Genomic DNA, 21,473 nt, shown 5'->3' on the forward strand with positions numbered 1-21,473 from the left:
TTTCTTGTTCGTATGCTTTGACTACTTTTTCTCGAAAGTCGATGGAGTAAGGTTTCATTCTACCTGTTCATGCACTGACCTCAATGTACTCTATATACCTGCAATCTGCCGTATGACGCGACTTCCAAGGACGGTCAGATCCGGATTGCCACATCAAAAGGGGGAACCAACAATACTTTTCAGCAACCCGGTAGTTTCCACGGGCAGGGAAGCCCGGATCAGGATGATATCAAGAAGGATCTCCTGCAATTTTTCCATCAGATTGATGGTGCATTGCACGACTTCTTCCGGAATAAGAAAGGGCCTTTAGTGTTAGCGGGAGTTGAGTATCTTTTCCCGATTTACAAAGAGGCGAATACTTATCAACATTTGGTAGAGCAAGGGATTACTGGAAATCCTGAAATATTCAAGCCAGAAGAATTGCACGAACTCGCTTTACCGATTGTGGAGCCTCTGTTACAAGAGAATATTGAGGGGGTTGTAGAGGTATACAAAGAACTGGCTGGAAACGATACGAGTAAAGTATCCCACGATATCAAAGAAATCATCCAATCTGCTTATTATCACCGGGTTGATTCTTTGTTTGTGGCGGTCGGCGAGCAGCGCTGGGGTCACTTTGACCCTGAAACCATGACCGTAGATTTACACCCTGAACCACAAGCGGACGACGAAGATATGTTGGATTTTGCCGCTACTCATACAATTTTGAACGGTGGTAAAGTCTATGCAGTGGAGCCGGAAAAAGTACCGGATGAGGCTCCGGTAGCAGCAATTTTCCGCTATTAATCAGCGATTGACTGCGAGCGATCGTAGGGTTTCAAAATTGCTAAGTTTGTCAACCCCCCCGCTTCCCCAAGGACGGGGGGTTGAATATAAGTTAGGTCACTCAAGAAATCGTTTGGATCGCAATTAGGGGGAAAAATAAAAATTTCCTTTCCCTCTTTTAGTGCATTCTGGTGAAACGCGATCGCTTCTACCAAGGGACAAAACATAATTGGAATCCATCTGCCACTGTAAAAACAGACAACGACGCGGCTCATTGTGTACTCTTCCAGCAGGAGTGGATTTCGCCAAGGTGAAACCACACGAATTCTATGATAGGTATACTCTTTAGTTGTTCACGATTAGAAGCAAAAGCGCAACAGCCTTAAGTAGTATCTATTAAACTTTCTCGGAAGGGAATTATTAGAAAAATCGGTTGGCAGACACCCCTTGAAAGACAACCCTTGAAAATAGGATGACTTAAGACAAAGGGCAAAAAGTGGGTGTGGATTTGAAACCGTCTCTACGAGATTTTTGCCGATCGCTACTTATTGATTCAACTGACGACGGGCGGCTGCTAAGAGAAGGCGTTGTTCGGCACGAGCGATCGCGTTATAGGTTCGCTCAACGGCATCTAGTTCCACAGAAATTGAGGGAATGCCCCACTGCACAAGCCGATCGATCAACTCTGGATATTGAGCCGGTGCTTGACCGCAGATGCAGCAGGGAATTCCTGCCTGTTTTGCCATTTGGATGAGTTGCGCGATCGCTTGCGTGACTGCTGGATGACGCTCATCAAACGCCGCCGCCATCTGCGCTTGGTCTCGGTCAACTCCCAGCAGCAGCTGGGTGAGATCGTTAGTGCCAATCGAGATTCCCTGGACGCCCGCTTTCACGTAATCAGGTAGCAAAAATAGAACCGACGGCACTTCAGCGACGATCCAGAGTTGGAATTGAGGCGATTGGCTGAGTCCGGCTTGTTCAACGCGGCGGCGACAGAAGGAAAACTCTTCCACCGTGCGGACAAAAGGCAACAGCAAGCGAACATTGGTATATCCCAATTGCTGCACCCGTACTAAAGCTGCCAGTTCTACATCGAACAAGGCGGGATTGGAAACATAGCTGAATGTTCCCCTCATCCCTAGCATCGGATTGGCTTCCGGGTGCCCCAAAGAACCACCAACTAAGTATTGAAATTCATGCGATCGCAAATCTAGAGAGCGATAAAATACTGGGCGCGGCGCAAATGCCTCGGCAAACTGACACAGTTGTTGGGCAAGAATTTCCCTCAACTCGTCTTCACGCTGCTGCTGGAGCCATCGTTGAGGATGTTGTCCCTGCAAAACTTCCAGCAGCATCAGTTCAGAGCGCAATAATCCTACCCCATCCACCGGCATCTGAGCCGCGCGTTTGATACTGCTGGGTTGACTGAGGTTGACCAGCAGTTGAGTTGCGAGGACTGAGGACTGAGGACTGAGGACTGAGGGCTGAGGACTGAGGGCTGAGGGCTGAGGGCTGAGGACTGAGGGCTGAGGACTGAGGGCTGAGGACTGAGGGCTGAGGACTGAGGGCTGAGGACTGAGGGCTGAGGGACGAGGAGTGGAAAGTGCAGCGTGAGGAGCCGGGAGTCCAGAGTGCGGGGTGGAAAGTGCAGCGTGAGGAGTGGGGAGTCCAGAGTGCGGGGTGAAGGGTGCAGAGTGTGGGGTGGAGAGAGAGGAGTGCGGAAGAATTTTCTCCCGCTCGCCTGCTTGAGCCTCAACGCGATAAACTGCTCCCTTGTCACCATCTACTAGCACGGCGTCGCCGGTTTGAATCAGCCGGGTGGCACCGACAGCACCAACAACCGCTGGGATGCCTAATTCCCTGGCAATAATGGCAGCGTGACAAGTCATCGCACCCTGTTCGGCAACTACAGCGACAGCCTGTTTTAGCAGTACCAGCCGATCGGGAGTAATGCTTTTGACGACTAAAATTTTCCCATTAACAGGCGAGTTTTCATCTCCATCGGCATCAGGGAAGTGGAGATGATTGGAATCGGTTAATACATGAGCGATCGCAATTGTCCGTCCTGCTGACGCTCCCAGCCCTTCGATCAAAGGCTTTAGGTCTGGTTCTGGCACTGTAGGCACTTTCCCTTCCTGTAGGCGGTGCTGAGTCTGGGGCGAAAAGAAGGATAAAGGAGCGAGCATCAAGGAGGAATGACCGATCTCTACTGAGTGCTGTAAGGATTCCTTAACCGCTCCTACTTTAATTTTGGACTCCTTCAAGCTCATTGCTGAGTGCCCAACGATGACTTGTGTGAGATACAACTGGTTGCCTTCATTTTCTTTTCCTGGAGAGAGCGTCCACTCCAAAGTAAAAGTTGGGCCGAGTTCAGTCCTCAGTTGCTTCGCCAGTTGAATAAGAACATCTAAGTGTTTTTCTTCCAGGGCGTAATAATTTTGTTGCTCTTCGTTGAGCAGATAAGCTTCTAGACAATTATCTACCCTTAATCGAGAAGGGTGGGTGTTTGTGAAATTCTCCGTGCTGTTTGTGTTGGTTTGGGCGTCCCTAAAGTTCTCAAGACGATAAGCACGGGTTTTACTGCCCAGATATCGAGTTTGCACTTCCCCCGTTTCTGGTTGCACCTGATAGAAATCTGGAACCACTTCTCCCAAGACTAGCGCCTTGCCCAGTCCCCAAGTTGACTGAATTTCCCAGCACTCTGGAGTTGCTTGAAGAGTCCCGGAAGCGATCGCATCTAAGACGGGTTGCACTAAAATCGCCAAGTTCAGCTGAGCAGTCTGAATACCCCAACAGTGCCAATAAAACAAACTTCTGGCACGAAACAGCTCTGCCCAAGCCAGCTTCAAACCCATCGCCAAGCTCTCTGGCGTCGCCAGACAAACGTGGGATTCTAAAAGCCCAGACTCTGGTAAAAGCACCCCGGTTGCCTGAACTTTAGACGCCGGATCTAAAGCCAAAGAGGGGCGCAAAATCAGCACCTTCGTTTGCCAATGCGCTTGTGCCGATTCTATCTCCGACATCCAAGACGACGGTAGCGTAGCGGCTGTAATTTCCTGCCGAATCGTTTGAGCAACGCTCTGTAGTTGGCGGGGATTATCTACATCCAGATGTAGCGAAGAATAGGGCAGGTCTAAGCCAAGCGGTGCCGACCATTGAATGCTTTCGAGAAATTGACGGGCTGCGGTTGCCGGAACGACAAAACCGGGCACGACCGGATAGCCACGCTGTATGAGTCGGCTCAAGTAAAAAGCTTTGTCGCCTACCAGGGTGCGGTCGAAGGGTTGAATTTGGTCGAGCCAGTGGAGTTTTTCCACTCAGGTGAAAGGGTAAATAGGGAACAATGCATCATAACTTAATTATTTATTCATCATTCTGAATTTGACCCGCAGATTTCCAAAGATTCGCCACGACTGCTACCAACTGGGCGGTTTCCACCGGCTTAGAAAGATGGCGCTGATAGCCAGCGGCAAGAGTTTGCTGCTGGTCTTCCTCAGTAGTGTAGGCGGTCAGCGCGATCGCGGGAATTTTGCCTCCGCGTTCGGCTTCTCGATTCCGCAGTTGGCGAATCAGCCCATAGCCGTCCTCTAACGGCATTCCGATATCGCTAATCACCAGGTCTGGCAACTCTCGATCCAGCGCTTTCATGGCTTCTGGCACTGATGCCACGGCTCTCACACTTGCTCCTGCCTCCTCTAGAGTGGTGACAACGACTTCGCGGATATCGGCATCATCTTCCACTAACAGAAGGCGCAATCCGCTGAGAGCATGAGGATTGAGGGAAGAGGAAGAGGACTGAGGGCTGAGGACTGAGGACTGAGGATTCAGGGAAGAGGACTGAGGGCTGAGGACTGAGGACTGAGGATTCAGGGAAGAGGAAGGGGATGAGGAGTGAGGATTGAGTGAAGAGGATTGAGGATTCAGGGAAGAGGATTGAGGATTCAGGGAAGGGGAAGAGGAATTTTTTCTTTCTTGATTTGTGTTTTCTACCTCAGTCGGCACTTCGTGCTGGTGCGCTAACAGTCCTGAAGTTTTCAGCCCTACTTGCGTACTCTCTAAAAGAGGTAGGCGCACTGTAAAAGTGGCTCCCAGTCCTTCGCCTGGACTGTGGGCGCTGACGGTGCCGCCATGCATTTCTACAAGATAGCGGACAATCGCGAGTCCTAGCCCTAGACCTCCATGCGATCGCGTGGTTGTACTATCAGCCTGACGGAACAAGTCAAAGACATGGGGCAAAAAGTCAGGAGTAATACCCACTCCGGTGTCGCTGATTTGGATTTGGGCATAGTGAGTCATTGGTAATTGGTAATTGGTAATTGGTAATGGGTGAGATTCTTCCGCATTAGCCATTACCGATGACCTATTCCCCATAACGATTGACATTCGCACCGTCACTTGTCCGCCGTTCGGTGTGAACTTGAGAGCATTCGAGAGCAGATTTGACATTACCTGCTGCAATCGGACGGGATCGCCTTGGACACGTCCGCCAGAGGGGTCTAGCACTGTCTCTACTTGAATTTCCCGTGTCTGAGCTGTTGCCAGTACAGAATTAATGGAAGTTTGAATCACCGGCACTAGGTCAACTGGGAGGAGACTGAGGGGCAAGTTCCCCCGGATCATGCGCGAGACATCCAAAAGCGACTCAATCAGCTGCGTCTGTGCCTTGGCATTGCGCTCGATCGTTTCCAACGCTTGCGCTGTGCGCTTTTCATCAAACTTGCGGCTGCGGAGTAGCTGTGCCCAACCCAGGACGGCGTTGATCGGAGTTCGCAGTTCGTGGGAGACAATCGCCAGGAACTGGTCTTTCATGCGATTGGCTTCTTGAGCTTCGTGGTAAAGTCGCGCATTGTCTACCGCCAAGGCAGCGCGGTGAGCTAGTTCAGAAGCCAAGGAGAGATCCGCCTGATTGTAGTGACGACCCGATTCGGCAGTAATAAAGGCGATCGCTCCCAAGATTCGTCCACGGGCAATTAATGGTAGGCACATATAAGATTTGAAATCTGCCTTGCGGAGGATTTCCAAGTGTTCCGGATCGCGGGCGATCGCGACGAGCAATTCATCGGAAACCTCCGGAGCGAGTTTTGCCTCACCTGTATGCAACACTTTCGCCAAACCACGGGGCACCTTGGGATCGAAGGGATAACGACGCTCTACCTCCCATGCCAGCTCGACCTTTGAGGCGTCTGCATGGGCAACCGCTCGTTGGCGAATCGTGCCATCCGGCTCAACTGTATGAACGGCGCACCAGTCGGCAAGGTGCGGCACCGCCAGATGTACGAGGCGTTCTAACGTAGCTTGATAATCCAGCGAGTCAGCCAGCACGACGCCAGCTTCCGAGAGGAATTGCCGTGACTGTTCCGCGCGCTTGCGATCGTCAATGTCGGTGCAAGTCCCGAACCACTTGACGACCCATTGATGGCGATCGCGTAGCGGCAACGCCCGAACCAGATGCCAACGGTAAACGCCATCTGAGGCTCTCTTAAAGCGGCATTCCGCTTCGTAAGTCTCACCCGTATCAATGGCATTGTTCCAGCCGTCTACCGATGCCTGCAAATCGTCTGGATGGAGTATAGGCTGCCATCCCCAGCCTTGGGCTTGCTCCAGCGTCGTTCCCGTGTAGTCAAACCAGCGTTGGTTGTAGTAATCCACTGACCCATCTGGCTGTGCCGTCCACACCATCTGCGGTATCGCCTCTGCTAGGGAGAGATAACGCTGCTGCGCCTCTTCAGCTTGGGCACGCGCTTCCTGTTCGCGGACGAGCTGGAGCCGTTCTTTCTCAGATTTCTTGCGGTTGGTGATGTCTTCAATCACATACGCAAATTTCGGATGCAAACTGGAAGCTCCCTCGATGGGACAGACGCTAGCAGACAGCCACTTCTTACCCAAGTCAGTCTCGTGAGGGTATTCAAAGCGGATGGTTGTCTGGGTGCGTTGAGCCAACCGATATTGATGAATCCACAATCGCAGGTATTGCGGCGGGACTCCCAAACTGCTACTCAGTCGATTTTGCATCGCTTCGGGAGTTAGCCCAAAGAACTTTGCTGAGGTGGAGTTATCAGAAATATGCCGGATGTCATCTTCCACCAATTCGACAATTCCCATCATCAAAGAAGCGCTATCGAAGAAGCTGCGAAGGATGGATCTTTCCCATTTGAGTGCTTGAAGTGCTTGGTACCGTTCGGTGATGTCCTGAACGAGAGCCACGAAGTAATCAATTGAGCCGTCAGTACGGCGCACGCAGCGAGTCGAGATGCTGGCGTGGATCGTTTGACCATCTTTGCGGATAAACCGCTTGTCCATTGAGTAGGCTTCAATTTCGCCTGCTAAAATCCGCTGGAATTGCTCTACATCGGCTGGCAAATCATCGGGATGAGTTAATTGATCCCAAGTCATTTGCGTGAGTTCTTGCCGGGAATAGCCAAAGATGTCGCACAATTTATCGTTGGCGTCTAGCCAACCTTTGTCTGGCGAACTGATGGCGATTCCGACTAAAGGAAGTTCAAAGTAGCTGCGGAAGCGTTGTTCGCTCTTCCGCAGCTCTTGTTCGGCTTGTTGAGCCAGGGCGATTTGTTCTTGAAGTAATTCATTCGCTGTTGCGAGTTCGGCAGTTCTTTCCCGAACCCGAATTTCTAAATTTTGATGGGAAGCCTGCAATTCGCGCTGGCGGGAGGTGAGTTCTTTGGCTAAGGTGGCGAGGTCTATATCCAGAGTTTGTAACTCCTGCTGAAGAATCTCACGGGTGCGTTTCATAGCGATCGCATTCCCTACCCGCGCCCGGAGTTCCTCGATATGAAAGGGCTTCATCAGGTAATCTTGTACCCCTTCTCGTAACATCTGCACCCGTAGCTCGTCGTCTGCTTTCGCCGTCAGCAGAACAATCGGGATCGTATCGAGTTCCTTGATGGCTCTGACTTCCCGCACTAGCTGGTCGCCGTTCATTTGAGGCATCATCATATCGGTGAGGATTAAGTCAGGATGCAGGGCGATCGCTTTTTCCAATCCTTCCTGTCCATTCCGGGCACTTACGACCCGATTCTCTGGCGCTAAACTCTCGACGATGAACCGATTCATTTCCGGATTGTCTTCAACTACCAGCACGAGTGGGGATTGAGAATTAGAAATTTCACCTTGAGGATTTTGCGCGGACTGTTCTGATGGGAAAATTTCTGATGACTGGTAATTTAATGCCGATTCCAAATCGTTGGGTTGATGCCCCAGTTCTGCCATTACAGAAAGGGCAATTTCCTTGTAATTTGTGGATGTTTTCGCCTGGGGCGATCGCGTCGAATCGATTTGAAGATTTGTCGAAGTCAGCTTGTCGGAGTCTGTAGCAGCTGGTTGCGCGATCGCAATCGTCTCCCCATCCAGATGAAAATCGCGATTCCCATCGGGTACTAGCAACCCTTCTGTATTGGTACTTAGAACGTCTGAGGGTGCTGCTTGCGGCATCCAGGTCGTGAAAACTGCCCCGCCTTTTGGAGCCTGGTTAACTTCTATGGAGCCGCCGTGCAATTCAACGAACTCCTTGACAATGGCTAGCCCCAGACCAGTACCGCCAAATCCTTGCTGAGTAACGAATTCCTCTTGGCGATACGGCTCAAAAATGACTTCCCGGAGTTCTGGTGGCACGCCTGGGCCAGTATCTTCAATGGTGAGGGTGAAGGATGAAGACGACAGGGAGTCCAGGGCGAAGACTTGCTCCTCTGTGCCTCTGTGCCCCTGCTCCTGAGGACTGACTTCCGCAAGGATGCAGCGGATACTACCCCCCATCGGGGTGAATTTGAAGGCGTTGGAAAGTAGATTGAAGCAGATGCGCTGCCACTTATCTGGATCGACACTCGCCCTAAGAGATGAAGGAGTTTCGACAACGAAGGATATCTGACGGTCTTCTGCAATGGTTTCAAAGTTGGCAGCAATCAGCCGCACCAGCTCAGCCACGTCGCTGAGTGCGTAGTTCACTTCCATTTTGCCTGCCTCCAGCTTGGAGACATCCAGCAAATCGTTGACCCGTTTGAGCAGGGTACGGGCGTTACGATCCACCAATTCTAGGTCGCGACGTTGTTCTGGGTTGGTCAGATTCGGCTCGGAGAGCAGTTTCTCCGTTGGCCCTAAGATCAAGGCAAGTGGTGTCCGTAAGTCGTGGCTAACGTTGGCAAAAAATTGGGTTTTTAATTGGTCGAGTTCCTTAAGTTTTTGGTAAAGCGTCTCTAACTCAACGTTTGCCGTTTCTAGTTGGAGTTTACGATCTTCAGAGGTTTTTGCAGAGGCAATCAGCGTCAGGACTTGAGGAACTAATGGCGGGATTACCAAGGCTGTCGTCACTGAAGCGATCGCTGTAATTAATTTAATCGTTCCGGATAGCCAATAAACGGGCATCCATAGTGTCCACACTTCTATAAAATGCGTGGCACCGCAGGCAATAATGAAAAATCCAAAGGCAATAAATACTGAATGAAAAGGAATATCTCGACGCGCTTTGTGGACTAAATAAACTAGCGTCACTGAAATCGAAACATACGCTAGTCCGATTAACGTATCGGTGGCAACATGAAGTGACACCAACCCTGGTTTCCACAAGTAGCAATGTCCATGTGGGATAAAACCATTCGCTGCAAAAAGATTGTTTAATAATTCCGGCCCTAGCCACAGACCCAGCAAAGTACAAATAGATACTACTAGCCCGTAGCCGAGAGCGGCCCAAGGTATGATATGCATAGATTGCTTTTCCCCTCCTGATACTATTTTGAGGGTTAAATCCCGACTTTGGGGATCGCGCCGCTCTCGTTCTTTCAGCCAATTGAGCAAGCAGTGCGTCTAGCGAATAAGCTTAGCGATCGCTTCTGCTAACAGGGATGGCTCAACTGGCTTAGCGATGTGTCCATCGAAACCCGCAGCGCTCGCTCGCTCGGTATCTGCCTTACTGGCATAGGCGGTGAGTGTGAGTGCTGGCAGCCGCCTCACTCGTTCTGCCGAATGGTTCCTGACTTTGGCAATTAGCGAATAGCCATCCTCCAAGGGCATTCCGATGTCGCTGACAAGGACATCCGGCTGAAACTGTTCGAGTGCTTCTAAGGCATCGAGAACGGATGCCACAGCAAGTATCTTTCCTCCATACTGTTCCAAGGCTGTGGAAAGAAATTCTCGTGCGTCTGCTTCATCATCTACAACCAGTATCCGCACTCCACTCAGAATGTTCAGGACAGGAGGAGTGAGGGAAGAGGAGGGAAGAGGACTGAGGGCTGAGGACTGAGGACTGAGAGAAGAGGAGGGAAGAGGGCTGAGGGCTGAGGGCTGAGGGTTGAGGGTTGAGGAGTAAGAGTAATTTTGGGTTTTCTCATTTGCTTGTTCTAGGTCAATCTGCACTTCCTGCCGCTGCGCTAACAGTCCTGAAGTTTTTAGTCCTACCTGTGTCCTTTCTAAGAGGGGCAACCGCACTGTAAAGGTCGCTCCGAGTCCTTCTCCTGGACTCGTCACCTCAACGGTGCCGCCATGCAGTTCCACCAGTTGGCGGACGATGGCTAACCCTAGCCCCAAACCCGCTTGCGATCGCGTCGTTGTACTATCCGCTTGCCGAAAGCGCTCGAAGACGTAGGGCAGAAAGTCAGGACTGATGCCCAATCCGGTGTCGCTGATTTCAATTTGGGCGTGGTTGGGAATGGGGAATGGGTTCGATGGGTTGCTATTCCCGATTCCCGATGACTCATTCCCCTTGACCGTTGACAACTTTACCGTGACTCGTCCGCCTTCCGGTGTGAACTTAATGGCATTGGAAAGCAGATTCCAGACGATTTGCTGCAAGCGTTCTGCATCACCCATCACAACGCCAATATCAGGAGCGAGCATTGATTCTAGAGCGATCGCTTTGGCTTCGTAGGAAGGTAAGACGGTATTGATGGATGACTCAATTACCGATATCAGGTCAACTGGACGAATATTCAGGCGGATTTGCCCGCGAATTAGGCGCGAGACATCTAATAAATCCTCAATCAGTTTTACCTGTGATTTGGCGTTGCGCTCAATCGTCTCTAGCGCCCGCGCGGTGGTGGTTTCATTGAGTTTCCGCGTCCGGAGCATCGTCGCCCAACCCAGCATCGCGTTTAAGGGCGTCCGCAGTTCGTGGGAGACGATTGCCAAAAATTCGTCTTTGATCCGGCTAGCTTTCTCTAATTCTTCTGCCTGTTGCCGCAGGGTCGCCTCTAACTTCTTGGCACGAGTGATGTCCTCGGCAATGCCAACAATGCGGTAAACTTCTCCCCGATCGTTTTGGATCGGAAAAGCGCGATCGCGTATCCAGCGCTCCTCGCCGTCGGGTCGGGCAATCCGATACTCTTGATCGTACTTTTCGTAGCTCTGCTTTTTCGCCGCAGCGATTACCCGCTCTCGATCTTCTGGATGGATGGAATTCACCCAGGATGAAGGGTCTTCGTAAAGGCTTACGGTCGTGCGACCCCAGATTTTTTCATAGGCGGGACTGACATAGAGTAACTGTTTCGGAGCGTCCGAACGAATCCAGAACACTTCATCGATGTTTTCTGCCAGCTGACGGAACCGCTTTTCACTTTCTTTGAGTGCTTCCTCTGCACGCTTGCGTTGGGTGCGGTCGAGGACAAAAGCAACGCAACTATCGGGAGATTCTTCCAACCGAGCCAACCCGACGAGAACTGGAACGCGGCTGCCATCTTTACGAACGTATTCTTTTTCCCAAGGCGTACACGTGCCGGAGTTCAGCATTTCTTGGTTTTTGTGCCGATCCAAATCGTCGAATTCCTCCGGGGTCATGATATCCCAACGCACTTTGCCCGTTTGCAGCTCTTGGCGGGTGTAGCCAAGCAGATTCAAAAAGGCGTCGTTGGTATCGGTGACATTGCCGTTAAAGTCGGCGAAGACGACCCCGATGATATTGGATTCCACCAGACGCCGAAATCGGGCTTCGCTTTGCCGCTTTGCCTCTTCGGTGCAGTGACGCTCAATGGCGATGCCTGCCAGATTGGTCGATATCTCAACCAGTTTCTGGTCGTGCAAACTAGGCTGTTGCGGCTTGCGGTAATACATCGCAAAAGTGCCTAAGATATCTCCATTCGTGGCAAAAATCGGGACTGACCAACACGCTTGGAATCCATGAGACAAGGGCAAATCTTTGTATTCTGCCCACAGGAAATCGTTGGCAATATCCGACACAACTACTGGTTCGCGCCGATAAACCGCCGTACCGCAACTGCAAGCTACAGCACCGATGGGAATCCCGTCAGGGACTGCTTGAAAGTAGCTGTTTGGAATGCTGGGTGCTGCACCGCGATAGAGTTTTTGCTTTTCTTTGTTCATCAGCAGAATGGAACACAGAGCGCCATCCGACTGTTGTTCGATCAACCGGGCGAGAACATCCAGTACGGAGGGGAGGGCGGCACCTTTGGCAATCATTTCCAAGACCGTGTTTTGCGTCGCTAACAAAGCTTGGTTTGAAGAGCGCTGGGTGATGTCGAAAAAGGTGACAACAGCAGCGACGAGTTTGCCCGCGCGATCGCATACCGGAGAGGAGCTGACGTGCATTGTGCCTCGCGTATCATCCCCCCGCAAAAATTGAATTTCTTCATCAATGACGACTTCGCCGGTGCTGATGGAACGTGCCAAAGGCCATTCCTGCGGCTGATAAGGTCGCCCGTCGGCGTGGAAGCCTTGGTACTCGCGGTACTCCTCAATATCCCTAGATTGCCGAAAAGGATGACGCCAAATCCGATCCACCTGCTCGTTGCCGAGGATCAGCTTCCCGGAGGGAGCTTCCGCAACAATCGCGCCGACTGGTAGCTGCCGCAGCACCGCTTCTAGGAGGGCGCGTTCGGTTTCCAATTGCGAATGAGCGCGATCGCATTCGTCTTGAGCAATTCGGCTTTCGCTGATGTCTAAAGTACAGCCAACTACGCGCACTGCACGCCCATCAGCATCTCGCACGATAAGCCCTCTATCCCAAACATATAGATACCGATCGTTTTTGTGGCGAATCCGATATTCGACGGTAAAACTACTACTGGCGGCGATCTTGCTGTTTATTTCCTCGTGTACCCGCTGTCGGTCATCCGGATGAATCCGCTCCATCCACCACTGAACAGTTGTTTGGGCTTCTTCAATTTGATAGCCTAGAACCTCACTCAGCCCTTGTGTCCTTTCTATCGTGTTCTGAGTCAGATCCAATTCGTAGATAATCCCATTAATTGCCGCAGCCGCTAGCTCAAAGCGCTCGTTTGCCCTCCTCAGCTTTTCCTCGACCTGTTTGCGTTCGCCCAGTTGCTGATTCAGAATGTCGTTAGTCGCCTCTAGCCTCAAAGCTTGTTCTGCGCGGCGCTTTAGAAACCCGACCATCAACACCAGAGCTGGTGTGGTGAAGGCTAGTACGAGCAAGTGACGGGCATTTTCGTCTGTGTACTCAAACAAATGTCCGGGGTTGGAAAAGAAGCCAAGGGCATACACCAGCGAAATCGCTGCGCTAATCAACCCAGCCCAAAAACTGCCGCTGAAGGTAGCATAAACAACCGTGGTGAGGGAAATCGGGCCTGGGTTGGGGATGGCAAATTTTGTCTGAGACAGCACCTCAATGGCGACAAGCGTCGCCACTGTTAGGATGGGGCCAATGACCTGCGACCCGAAGCTCGTGTTCGACGACTTTTTTCTGACATGATTAGAGTCAGCCATTATTCTGGAACTTCAGCTAATTTTTTGGTGTAATTCGGTGTGAAAGTTTAAAAAAACTCTGATTCTTAAAGTTAAATTCATTAATTTTGTAAAAGATTAAGCTAGACGTTACTTGCGCGATCGCTTACAAACCTACTTGTATTTTAAAGAAATCTCCCCAAAGGAGGAGGTACTCAAAATGGGGCATTGGAGCCAGACTGTAAAAGGTTTGCTAAATCTATTTCTGAAGTCCAACTGCCCACTCTGCCAGCGCCCGACTTCTCAAGAATTTTGCGAAGACTGTCAGCGGCAACTGCAACGCTGTCAGATGTCCAATCCTAACCAATTTTGGCAAGGGCAACTACCCGTGTTTGCTTGGGGCGGATATGGAGGGGCAATGAAGAGAGCGATCGCTGCCCTAAAATATGAAAACCATCCCCAACTGGCTCGTCCGTTGGGTCATTGGCTTGCTCAAGCATGGCTGAATTCTCCGGTATCCGCTCAGCTCAAATTAACCGTAGTGCCCATCCCCATGCACCCCTCCAAAGTGAGTCAGCGAGGCTACAATCAGGCAGATTTACTGGCTCAAAGCTTTTGCGATTATACCGGCTACCCCATGCGATCTCTGGGTTTGGAACGGGTACGGGCGACAGAGGCTCAGTTTAGCTTATCTGGCACCGAGCGAGAAAAAAACTTAGCTGGCGCTTTCTCCCTTGGAAAAGAATTTCTTCGTAGCCGTCCATCTACGCCAGTGTTGTTATTAGATGACATTTATACGACAGGAGCGACGGCTCAATCTGCGGCTCAAACGCTCGCACAACATGGCATCCGAGTATATGGTTTAGTTGCAGTCGCGACTCCTAAAAGGGTGAAGGATGATGGTTGATACAATCCAATTAGCAATTACTAATGACACCCGGTGTGCAACTTTCTGTATTTTCGCCCAATCAATAGGGGTTAAGAAAAAGTGGCGCAGGGCGTAATGCACGAAATTTAATTTTTCCAAATCACTAACACCACGCCGCTGATAATCAGACCCAAACCCACCACGCGGCTCAAAGGAATCGCTTCTCGGAAAATAAAATAACCCAGCAGCACAGAGAATACATAAGTCAGACTTACCGCAGGGCCAGCGATGCTGAGATTCACCCGCGTCAGTAGCAAAATATAAACAAAAGCCCCTAAACCATAGCAAGCCAGACCCGCTAGAAGTTCTGGTGTACCGAGAATGCTGAAAAGATGACCGATCCAATTAGCTGCATTGACTCTGCCTAACTTCAAAGCTCCAGCTTTGAGCAAAAATTGCCCTGCAACGCTCGCTAGGATCGAAATCAGGAATAACCCAAATTCTGGTGAATTCACAGAAATATCAATAAAGTGAGGAGATCCGTCTCTAAGTTTACAGCCATCCGAGGCTGAGCCAGAGCTAGAATCGACTCAAAGGGATCGCAACGTAAATTCAAGCAAATCAGAGTGTTATGACGAGCGTACTTCAGTCTCCCTATACCAGCGAGCAAATGGCGGTTTGGATACGCGGCTTGCTAATGGTTGCTTGGGCAGACGGCAATTTTGACGCCGAAGAACAGAAATTAATTTCATCGCTGACTCAGAACCAAGTAGCGCCCACAATGGATTTGGGATCGCTCGAACCGATTACTGCCGATGAATTAGCAGCGGCTTTTAAGCAAGATGCCAGAAGCGCAGAAGATTTCCTGCGTACCGCTGTGATGGTGGCAGTCGCAGATGGCGTTTATTCCTCCAGCGAGGATGAATTGCTATTCCAGTTTTGTGAGGCATTAGGACAGCAGCCGAAAGCGCTTTCATTGCTGCGGCAAACGCTGATTCCTACCTCAGAAAGCGAGATTTCCGCTGACTCGGACAAAGGAGCAGCGGCTCGGATTCGGCAGCGGGATGTGCTGCGCCCAGTACGGGTATGGCTAGATGGGCTAGAAATTCACGATCCGCGATTGGCGAGATTCTTGTGCAAAATGATTCCTGCCCAGTGCCCGTTTGAGCGCGATGTCAAGCTATTTGGTCACAAAATTGTCCACATTCCACCGCTGTGTAAGCTCAATCCCATCTACGAACAGTTAGTAGGTTTGCGCTTCCGCGCTTTATCCTATTTGGCGGATGATTGTGGTGAAGATGTGTCACCGTATTGTTAGTGGAAGACTGGCTAATGGCTAATGGTTCATGATTCATGGTTCATGGTTCATGGCATCCCGGAGCAAACGATCAATCAGTAACAATTAGCAATTAGCAAAGGAAATTTATGCAATTTATCGATCAGGTAGAAGTTGAAGTGGAGGCGGGGAAAGGGGGCGATGGAATTGTCGCTTTCCGACGGGAAAAATATGTGCCAGCTGGGGGGCCATCTGGGGGGAATGGCGGTCGCGGTGGTTCGCTGATTCTAGAGGTGGTTGAGAATTTGCAAACCTTGCTGGACTTCAAGTATACCCATCGTTTCAAGGCTGAAGACGGTTCGCGCGGAGGTCCCAATAATCGCACGGGTGCCGCGGGACGCGATCGCGTGATTCATGTTCCCCGTGGCACGATGGTTTATGATGCCGAAACGGATGAGTTGCTGAGCGATTTGGTCGAGACCGGGCAAACTTTCTGTGTGGCGAAGGGTGGCAAGGGGGGTTTGGGAAATCAGCACTTCCTGAGCAACCGCAATCGAGCGCCGGATTATGCTTTAGACGGGTTGCCAGGTGAAAAACGGCAGCTGCGTTTAGAATTGAAGCTCTTAGCTGAGGTGGGGATTATTGGTTTACCCAATGCCGGTAAGTCTACGCTAATTTCGGCGATTTCAGCGGCACGACCGAAGGTAGCAGATTATCCTTTTACAACGTTGGTGCCGAATCTGGGGGTGGTACGCAAACCCAGCGGTGACGGCACCGTATTTGCTGATATTCCTGGTTTAATTGAGGGTGCCCATATGGGTGCTGGGTTGGGACACGACTTTTTGCGTCATATCGAGCGTACCCGATTACTGCTGCATTTAATTGACGGGACTAGCGAAGATCCCATTAGCGCGTATCAAACGATACAGCAGGAGTTGCACTCTTACGGTCGGGGGCTAGCAAATCGTCCGCAGATTGTGGCGCTGAACAAGGTGGATGCAATCGATCCCGATCGTGATGTGGAAGCGATCGCGCAACAGCTTCGTCAGTTAAGTCATGTACCCGTATTCCTGATTTCAGGGGTTGCTGGCATTGGGCTAGATCAAATGTTGCACGAAGTTTGGCAGACCCTCGCTCAACTGGATGAACTAGCCACCATTAATCATTAATAACTAAAAATTAAAAATGCAAGAATTTATCTTTCATTTTTAATTTTTACTTGTGACTTTTGCTGGGGATTAGTCCTAATAACGCTTACAAATTACTGAATTCTTAGCTTCGTTTGAGGTTAGAAACCTAACCAGTGTGAGTTTTTTCTCAAAACAAGCTAACAATTTTCAGTAATTAATCTCATCCTCCGCTTACTTGAAAAATACAAATTATTTCGTTGCGACTACAGCAAGATTCCAGGCAAAACGCTTCATTAAAGGAATCTTTTTCAAAACGCCATCCATCTTCTCTAACCGTTGATAATTGGGTGCCAATCTTTCATGTTCAATAATAATTTTCTTCCAGTAACGTTCCTTATTCGGATCGATTTTTTCAATTAAATAGAAGCGTAGAAAAATCCACAGCGTTGCCAACCAAAACGTATCGTAAGACGTTTCTGAAAACTGGGATTTTACAAAATTGACAATATTAATATCCAGCGGCGTTTCATCTTCAGTCCGCACTTTCGTCGCAATCCGGCGGTACACATTAATGACTGGATTGTGTTTCAGAGGGTCCCAAAAACAAGCTTTTCCACCCGGTTTAAGCACTCGGTGCATTTCCCGAATGGCGAGTTTCGGATTGGGTAAATGGTGCAACAAATTCGAGGCGTAGACGATATCGAAACTATTATCGGGGCAATCGAGCGCGATCGCATTCATGGTTCGCCCCTCAATCTCGACGCCGTTTTTCTCTGCCAGTTGTAGGGCGACTTCCACCATGCCGGGAGAGTAGTCAGATGCCACGCACAGCGCCCCTTTTTTGGCAAAGTAAACGCTATTTTCCCCAGCGCCACACCCTAAATCGAGAAGCTTTTTGCCTCTGATATCTCCCAGTTGCCTGAGGATGAAACGGTTTTCAGGGGCAGTACAAGCTTCAAAATAATCTTTGACCTTGATTCCATCTACATCAATAGTAGATGCCCATTGATCGTGGAATTTTTTCTCTTTGTCAAAAATATCCATAATTAAGAATTAAACGCAAAGGTTCGCAAAGGTAAACGCAAAGGTACGCAAAGGATTTTCTCACTTTGCGTACCTCTATGGCTGTTTGCGGTTTATACTTTTTGGGAGATTACTACCGATCGCGTCTCTTCTTTTTCCAAGGCAACATACAAGCGATTCAGGGCGTTGACATAGGCTTGGGCGGAGGCGACGATGATATCGGTGTTGGCAGCATGACCGGAAAATACTCGATCTTGGTGCCGTAGGCGAATCGTGACTTCTCCGATGGCGTCAATTCCAGCCGTTACCGATTGAACGGAAAATTCAATCAGTTGGTTGGGGACGTTGACGACGCGGTTGATTGCCTTGTAAACGGCATCTACGGGTCCCGTCCCGATGGCGGCGTCGGTGAGTTCTTCGCCTGCGGGAGTGCGAAGTGTAACGGTTGCGGTGGGCTGAGAGTTGCTGCCGCAAGAGACTTGCACCAATTCTAAGCGGAAAATTTCCGGGGCTTGTTGGATTTCATCGTTGGCGATCGCTTCCAAATCCCAATCGGTGATTTCTTTCTTTTTATCCGCTAAGTCTTTGAATTTCAGAAAGGCTTTATTTAACTCGCTTTCTGATAGTTCAAACCCCAATTCTTTCAGTCGAGCGCTGAAGGCATGGCGACCGGAATGTTTGCCCAGTACAATCTGATTATCGGTTAAACCGATAGATTGGGCATCCATAATTTCGTAGGTGAGCTTGTTTTTCAGCACCCCATCTTGGTGAATGCCAGACTCGTGTGCAAAAGCATTTGCGCCCACAATTGCTTTATTCGGCTGCACCAACATCCCTGTTAAGTTAGAAACTAACCGAGATGTTTTGTAAATCTGCTTTGTGTCAATATTCGTGAGGGGTTCTTCTGACTCCTCTGGGCGTCCTAAAAATGGATTGTAATACTGACGCCGGACATGGAGTGCCATCACCAATTCTTCGAGTGAAGCATTCCCGGCTCTTTCGCCAATGCCGTTAATGGTGCATTCTAGCTGTCGTGCGCCATTTTTCACGGCTTCCAAGAAGTTCGCCACCGCCAAGCCTAAGTCATTATGACCGTGTACGGAAATGATTGCTTGGTCAATATTCGGCACATTCTCTTTAATTCCCTTAATTAAGTCACCAAACTCGCTGGGAGTCATGTAACCAACGGTATCGGGAATATTGACAGTTTTGGCACCCGCCGCAATTGTCCGCTCTAGCACTTGGTAGAGGAACTCTGGATCGGAGCGAGCGGCATCCATTGGGGAGAATTCTACATCGTCCATGAAGGATTTAGCGTAGGCGACCATTTCTTCTGCGATCGCTAACACTTCAGCCCTTGTCTTTCTTAGCTGATATTCTAAGTGAATATCAGATGTCGAAATAAAGGTGTGAATCCTACCTTTTACCGCCGGTTTTAGCGCTTCTGCCGCGGCTTCAATATCTGCTTTGATCGCTCTTGCCAAACTACAGATAACCGGGCCATCTTCTGTCCCGACTGTCTTGGCAATTTTCTGAACTGCCTCGAAATCTCCTGGGCTAGCATAAGCGAACCCCGCTTCAATCACATCCACGCCCAAACGAGCCAATTGTCGCGCGATACTCAGCTTTTCGTCTACATTCAGAGTTGCGCCGGGGCACTGTTCCCCATCTCGAAGGGTCGTATCGAAAATAATAATCCGGTCTTGGCTAGGTTCAACGTTCATAGGTCAAAAAAACACATCCTTCAAGTTTGATTCATTCGCCGTTAGTCATTAGTTCTTGCTAATTAGTTATAGCCAAAAAAACTAAGGTTTGAAGACTAATATTCAGTTTTTTCAATAAATTCCCGAATTTCATTCAGGTCTATGTAGCGGTCTGTAGCGTTTCTTAGCTCTCTCGCTATCATTCCTTCTGTGGAAACTACTGTAATATGCGTATTTTTAGAACGTAACAGTTCGATGGCTCTTTCAAAATCGCCATCTCCACTGAATAAAACTACTCGATCGTACTGTTCTACTGTATTAAACATATCAACAACAATTTCAATATCTAAGTTCGCCTTTTGCGAATAGCGACCGGAAGTGTCATCGTAATATTCTTTAAGAATTTTTGTACGGACGGTGTATCCCAAACTAATTAGTGCGTCTCGAAATCCTCGCTGATCCTGCGGATCTTTTAGCCCGGTGTACCAGAAGGCGTTGATGAGATTTGTATCGGGCTGTTCCTTTCTAAAGTATTCCAATACTCGCCTAGGATCGAAAAACCAACCATTTTTTTGTTGAGCGTAGAACATATTGTTCCCGTCTACAAAAATAGAAAGACGGTTCATTAAGAAAGCCATAGAAACTAAAACCTAAAATTTGTAGAAAAGAATTTTAGTGGAATGATTTATTCTAGCAATTTGTTACGAATATCTATTCATAAGTACTTTAGTGCAATCCCTATTCTTTTTTATCTTTCCGGATCTCACCAAAACCTGCTGGCATTCAGGAGGTTTTTCGGGCAAAATCGGCGATTAAAGTCGAAAAAGGGGAACAGCACCGATAAAGTCAAACATAACTTCTTCTTTAAACTCTACCTTAGTTGAGGACTCTATTACTGTCCTAGTGGACACTATCGTATAGTTAGGGCAAGTACTTAAGCACTGCCTTTATAGTATTTACAGGTAAGAACACCAATCACTCCAACTACCAGCATATAGCTTGCCCGTATGAACTCCCGCTATTTCTAAAGACAACAGATTTACGCAGGCGGTAACGCCAGAACCACAGTAGACTAAAACCTCCTCAGCTTGCTCTAAGCCTACCCATCGTGCGCGTTGTTCCGTCATCGGTCGTAGGTAAGATTGACTACTCGATACTTCCTGCCAAGGATAGTTTACGGCTCCGGGGATATGACCGGCAATTGGATCAATGGGTTCTTGTTCGCCAGAAAAGCGATCGCCTTCCCGCGAATCTACCAATACCACTCCTGGCAAGTCTTTTCTAGCTTTGACGGTTTCAATATCTACTACCCAGTCTTGTCGCACCTGAGGCACAAACTTGCCTCTGTGTGGCGTTGGAAGCACGTCTGTAACCGGATATTCCTCTGCCTGCCATCCCGAAAAGCCGCCATCTAACAAAGCCACGCGATCGTGCCCTAGGTAGCGCAACAGCCACCAGAGACGTGCAGCAAAGGCAAATCGGGAATCATCATAGGCAACAACCAAGGTTTCCTGAAAATTTACTCCAATGGCTGCTAACTTCTTTGCTAATTCATCGGGATTGGGCAATGGATGCCTTCCCCCGTGCTGTCCGACGGGTGCAGAAAGGTCTTTGTTGAGATCCAGATAGTAGGCACCGGGAATGTGACTGGTGAGATACTGCTGGTGTCCCAATTCCGGATTGGCAAGGGAAAAGCGACAATCCACAACGATAACTTGCGAAAGCTCCGGAGCCGCTGCGCTAAGGTTCAGGTGTTCGGAAAGCCACTGGGCGGAAACGACAAAAGGGGTATCGGTCATTGACTTGACTGTTTGCAATCAAAACAGTGTACAAGTCTTCAGGGAGCGATCGCATCTGTGTTGCCACGGCAATAGTGGAGAAGCTATCGCGTTTCTGTTTAGAATTCAACTCCAAGTATCCATGCGACTCACTTACAATTTATAGAGTTAGCGAGACTTAAACAGATTTCAAGCCCAAATAAAACCCAAAGCAGCTTTATAGGCTGAGAATACATCTCGATTAGCGTTCACCCACTCCATAAAACGGAAAGACATCGCTGTCCGAAA

13 protein-coding genes are annotated in these 21,473 nt (G+C 49.5%); 4 read left to right on the forward strand and 9 right to left on the reverse strand.

All coding sequences use genetic code 11. The features are described from left to right. Positions 1 to 138: 138 nt before the first annotated feature. Positions 139 to 786, forward strand: a complete 648-nt coding sequence (locus NDA03_RS26975; protein ID WP_348239745.1) for a hypothetical protein — start codon at positions 139 to 141, stop codon at positions 784 to 786. On the opposite strand, the gene NDA03_RS26980 is transcribed toward NDA03_RS26975, so the two are convergent. The 4 genes from NDA03_RS26980 to NDA03_RS26995 form a co-directional block, all read right to left on the reverse strand. Further along, positions 783 to 1,040 carry a hypothetical protein gene (locus NDA03_RS26980; RefSeq protein WP_190414119.1) on the reverse strand — a complete coding sequence of 86 codons (258 nt, stop codon included), beginning with the start codon at positions 1,038 to 1,040 and terminating at the stop codon, positions 783 to 785. The genes NDA03_RS26975 and NDA03_RS26980 overlap by 4 nt on opposite strands. A 270-nt stretch (positions 1,041 to 1,310) precedes the next feature. Further along, on the reverse strand, positions 1,311 to 4,082 hold the full coding sequence (locus NDA03_RS26985) for a putative PEP-binding protein (RefSeq protein ID WP_348239741.1): 2,772 nt from the start codon (positions 4,080 to 4,082) through the stop codon (positions 1,311 to 1,313). A gap of 46 nt (positions 4,083 to 4,128) precedes the next feature. Further along, complete coding sequence (locus tag NDA03_RS26990; RefSeq protein ID WP_348239742.1) at positions 4,129 to 9,480, reverse strand: PAS domain S-box protein; 5,352 nt, start codon at positions 9,478 to 9,480, stop codon at positions 4,129 to 4,131. Between the two features lie 99 nt (positions 9,481 to 9,579). Further along, entirely contained in the window at positions 9,580 to 13,449 is a 3,870-nt protein-coding gene (locus NDA03_RS26995; protein WP_348239743.1) for a PAS domain-containing protein, read from the reverse strand. A gap of 178 nt (positions 13,450 to 13,627) precedes the next feature. Between NDA03_RS26995 and NDA03_RS27000 the strand changes: the two genes are divergently transcribed. Further along, positions 13,628 to 14,314 (forward strand): ComF family protein, encoded by a 687-nt coding sequence (locus tag NDA03_RS27000; protein WP_190414126.1) that lies wholly within the window; start codon positions 13,628 to 13,630, stop codon positions 14,312 to 14,314. 107 nt (positions 14,315 to 14,421) lie between these two features. On the opposite strand, the gene NDA03_RS27005 is transcribed toward NDA03_RS27000, so the two are convergent. Continuing rightward, a complete protein-coding gene (locus NDA03_RS27005) occupies positions 14,422 to 14,790 on the reverse strand; it encodes an EamA family transporter (protein ID WP_190414128.1) in 369 nt (122 codons plus the stop codon). 116 nt (positions 14,791 to 14,906) lie between these two features. Between NDA03_RS27005 and NDA03_RS27010 the strand changes: the two genes are divergently transcribed. Then, positions 14,907 to 15,593 (forward strand): Mo-dependent nitrogenase C-terminal domain-containing protein, encoded by a 687-nt coding sequence (locus NDA03_RS27010; RefSeq protein ID WP_190426999.1) that lies wholly within the window; start codon positions 14,907 to 14,909, stop codon positions 15,591 to 15,593. Between the two features lie 107 nt (positions 15,594 to 15,700). Then, positions 15,701 to 16,720 (forward strand): GTPase ObgE, encoded by a 1,020-nt coding sequence (obgE, locus tag NDA03_RS27015; RefSeq protein WP_348239744.1) that lies wholly within the window; start codon positions 15,701 to 15,703, stop codon positions 16,718 to 16,720. 210 nt (positions 16,721 to 16,930) lie between these two features. On the opposite strand, the gene NDA03_RS27020 is transcribed toward obgE, so the two are convergent. From NDA03_RS27020 to NDA03_RS27035, 4 genes are all read right to left on the reverse strand, one after another. Beyond that, a complete protein-coding gene (locus NDA03_RS27020) occupies positions 16,931 to 17,725 on the reverse strand; it encodes a class I SAM-dependent methyltransferase (RefSeq protein WP_190414135.1) in 795 nt (264 codons plus the stop codon). Positions 17,726 to 17,817: 92 nt separating this feature from the next. After that, positions 17,818 to 19,428 (reverse strand): 2-isopropylmalate synthase, encoded by a 1,611-nt coding sequence (locus NDA03_RS27025; RefSeq protein ID WP_190414137.1) that lies wholly within the window; start codon positions 19,426 to 19,428, stop codon positions 17,818 to 17,820. Between the two features lie 95 nt (positions 19,429 to 19,523). After that, positions 19,524 to 20,045 carry an NYN domain-containing protein gene (locus NDA03_RS27030; protein WP_190414139.1) on the reverse strand — a complete coding sequence of 174 codons (522 nt, stop codon included), beginning with the start codon at positions 20,043 to 20,045 and terminating at the stop codon, positions 19,524 to 19,526. Positions 20,046 to 20,363: 318 nt separating this feature from the next. After that, positions 20,364 to 21,206 (reverse strand): sulfurtransferase, encoded by an 843-nt coding sequence (locus NDA03_RS27035; RefSeq protein WP_190414140.1) that lies wholly within the window; start codon positions 21,204 to 21,206, stop codon positions 20,364 to 20,366. Positions 21,207 to 21,473 lie beyond the last annotated feature (267 nt).

Origin of the sequence: Trichocoleus sp. Lan, from assembly GCF_039961855.1 — a bacterium.
Classification (GTDB): domain Bacteria; phylum Cyanobacteriota; class Cyanobacteriia; order Cyanobacteriales; family FACHB-T130; genus FACHB-T130.